Consider the following 3059-nt stretch of genomic DNA (forward strand, 5'->3'; position numbering starts at 1 on the left):
TTATAAATGTTTCGGTTTGAATAGTCCCCCTCTACCGTATCAAAAAAGCCGTCTGAAAAAGGGAACACTCGGTTCCGCTTTTTCAGACGGCTTTTGCTTTAGCGGCAGGTCTGCTGCCAGGCGGCAATCCGCTGCTGCATGGCGGGCGCGCTTAATCCCAAGTCGTCCAAGAGCTTATCGGCCGGGCCGTGTTCGGTCACGATGTCGGCCACGCCCAGCAGTAAGACGGGCTTGCGGATATTATGTTTCGCCAAAAGTTCCAACACCGCGCTGCCCGCGCCGCCTTGCTCGGCGTTTTCTTCGGTGGTGACGATGTAGTCGTGCGACTGCGCCAATTCGAGTATCAGGGCTTCGTCCAAGGGCTTCACAAAGCGCATATCGGCAACGGTGGCATCCAATGCTTCGGCGGCCTTTAGGGCAGGCTGAACCATGCTGCCGAATGCGATAATGGCGGTTTGTTTGCCGCTGCGCTTGATTAAGCCTTTGCCGACGGCGACGGTATCGAGGCCGTCTGAAACTTGTGCGCCGCAGCCGCTGCCGCGCGGATAGCGCACCACGCTCGGCGCGTCGATTTGGTAGCAGGTGGAGAGCAGCAGGCGGCATTCGTTTTCGTCGCTCGGCGCGGCGATAACCATATTGGGAATGCAGCGTAAAAAGCTCAAATCGTACAAACCGGCGTGGGTCGGGCCGTCTGCGCCGACAATGCCGGCGCGGTCGACGGCAAACATCACCGGCAGGTTTTGCAGGGCAACGTCATGCACCAGCTGGTCGTAAGCGCGTTGCAGGAAGGTGGAGTAGATGGCGACGACGGGTTTTGCGCCTTCGCAGGCCAAGCCGCCCGCAAAAGTCACGGCGTGCTGCTCGGCGATGCCGACATCGAAATAACGGTCGGGGAATTTTTGCTCAAACTCGACCAAGCCGCTGCCCTCGCGCATGGCGGGGGTGATGGCAACCAGGCGGGTATCGGCGGCGGCCTGGTCGCACAGCCAGCGCCCGAAGATTTGGGTATAAGTGGGCTTGGGGCTGGGCGCGGGCGGATTTTCAGACGGCATATCGTCTTTGGGCAGGTTGGCGACGGCGTGGTATTTCACGGGGTCGTTTTCCGCCAGCTTGTAGCCGTTGCCTTTTTTGGTGACGACGTGCAGTAGCTGCGGGCCTTTTTTGCCGCGTAGTTCTTTTAATACATCTGCAAGCTGCACGACATTGTGGCCGTCCACGGGGCCGGTGTAGTCGAAGCCGAAGTTTTCAAACAGTGACAGCGACTGCTTCACATGGTCGGCTTCGCTGGCCAGCGATTTGATTTTGTGTTCGACTTTTTGGGCGATTTCCATCGCGCCGGGCAGCTTGTCCAGCACTTTGCTGGATTGTGCTTTGATGGTGGAAAGCAGGCCGTGCATATCGCGCACAACGTTGCTGGCCAGATATTTCGGCAGCGCGCCGACATTGGGGGAAATCGACATTTCGTTGTCGTTGAGAATAACCAGCAAATCCACATCCATATCGCCCGCGCAGTTGAGCGCTTCAAAGGCTTGGCCGGCGGTCATCGCGCCGTCGCCGATAATGGCAACGCTGCGGTTGGTTTTGCCTGCCAGTTTGTCGGCCACGGCCATACCCAAAGCCGCGCCGATGGAAGTGGAGGAATGGCCCACGCCGAACGCGTCGTATGCCGACTCGCTGCGCTTGGGGAAACCCGCCAGCCCGCCGTATTGGCGCATGGTGTGCATCTGTTTTTTGCGGCCGGTGAGGATTTTGTGCGGATAGCTCTGGTGGCCGACATCCCATACCAGCTTGTCTTCAGGTGTGTTGTACACATAATGCAGCGCCACCGTCAGCTCGACGGCGCCGAGGTTGCTGGCGAAATGCCCGCCGGTCTGCCCGACCGACTCCAGCAGGAATTGCCGCAATTCGGCAGCCAGCTGCGGCAGCTGCGCTTTGTCCAAAGCACGCAGCGCGGCGGGCGACTCAATCAAATCCAGTAATGGGGTGTGGCTCATGATGCAATTCTTTTTATAGTCGAACAAAATCAGAACGGGGTACGACAGGCCATTATAGCAAGACTTACCCCGTTTTATGATGCAATCGCATAAAAATAGTCGCCGGCGTTTGGGCGGGGGCGGCGACAAAAGCCCGTTAAGATGCGGCATATTGCATGATGTTGTGTGAGCGGTGGTAAAAATCAGCGCGTTTTCAGACGGCCTGGCCGGGAAAACTGCAAATCCGCCGCCGCTTCGTGTTACAGTCGTAGCGTAATTTCTGCTACGGCGTTGGCTCGCCTTGTGTCAGAACTTGCGCTCCGACTATACACTCCCTGATATCCCGAATGTAATCCGTAACCGCTATGACTGTGATGAAACCGCTTTTACCGAAACTGTTAATCCCCGCCGCCGCGCTGCTGCTGGCTGCCTGTGGCGCGCAAACCGAGCAGCCTGCCGCTTCCGCACCGCAGGCGGCATCCGCAAGTGCCGCGCCGCTGGCCGCTTCTGACACAGCTGCTTCCGCACCGGACGCAGCTGCATCCGATGTTGCCGCTTCGGCAGCCGAGCCGCAGCAGCCCGGCGGCACATTGGCCGAGCAGAGCCGCGCCGCGTGGCAGCGTTACCGCTGCGAAGACGGCGGACGGATTGAGGTGCGCTATTACCGCAGCAACGCCGGCCCGGCCGCGCAGGTGCGCTTCCAAGGCGCGGTGTTTACCGCACCTTACAGCCCGGAATTGAGCGACGAAGATTTGACCGCATTCAGCAACGGCAATGAAACCTGGACCATAGGCAATGAATTCGGCCAAGACTTTTATCGGGAAGCCAACGGCTTTTTGGTACGCCACGAGCAAATGGAAAGCGCCGACGGCGATCAAATCGTCGATAACCTGCTGGTGCAGGGCTGCGCGCCGGAAGCCGGGCAGCCGTAGTTGACGGTGGTATTGCATTCCTGCCTGTTAAGTGTGCAATGAAAATGATGAACTGATTAGGTGGCTGCGCGTAGTCGAAGCCTTTCGCCGGTCTCGAGCGGCTTCGACTGCGCTCAGCCACCTGACGGCAGTTAAGATTGCTGTTTTTAGGAAG

At 58.6% G+C, this 3059-nt stretch carries 2 protein-coding genes; one reads left to right on the forward strand and one right to left on the reverse strand.

Annotated features, from left to right (window positions below):
- Positions 1–98: 98 nt before the first annotated feature.
- A complete protein-coding gene (dxs, locus tag BDE01S_RS09475; RefSeq protein WP_066080770.1) occupies positions 99–1994 on the reverse strand; it encodes a 1-deoxy-D-xylulose-5-phosphate synthase in 1896 nt (631 codons plus the stop codon).
- A 353-nt stretch (positions 1995–2347) separates the two neighbouring features.
- Between dxs and BDE01S_RS11525 the strand changes: the two genes are divergently transcribed.
- Positions 2348–2905, forward strand: coding sequence for an ACP-like domain-containing protein (locus BDE01S_RS11525; RefSeq protein WP_066080777.1), 558 nt, complete (start codon positions 2348–2350; stop codon positions 2903–2905).
- The last annotated feature ends 154 nt before the right edge of the window (positions 2906–3059 follow it).

This window comes from Bergeriella denitrificans NBRC 102155, assembly GCF_001592185.1.
Lineage (GTDB): Bacteria > Pseudomonadota > Gammaproteobacteria > Burkholderiales > Neisseriaceae > Neisseria > Neisseria denitrificans.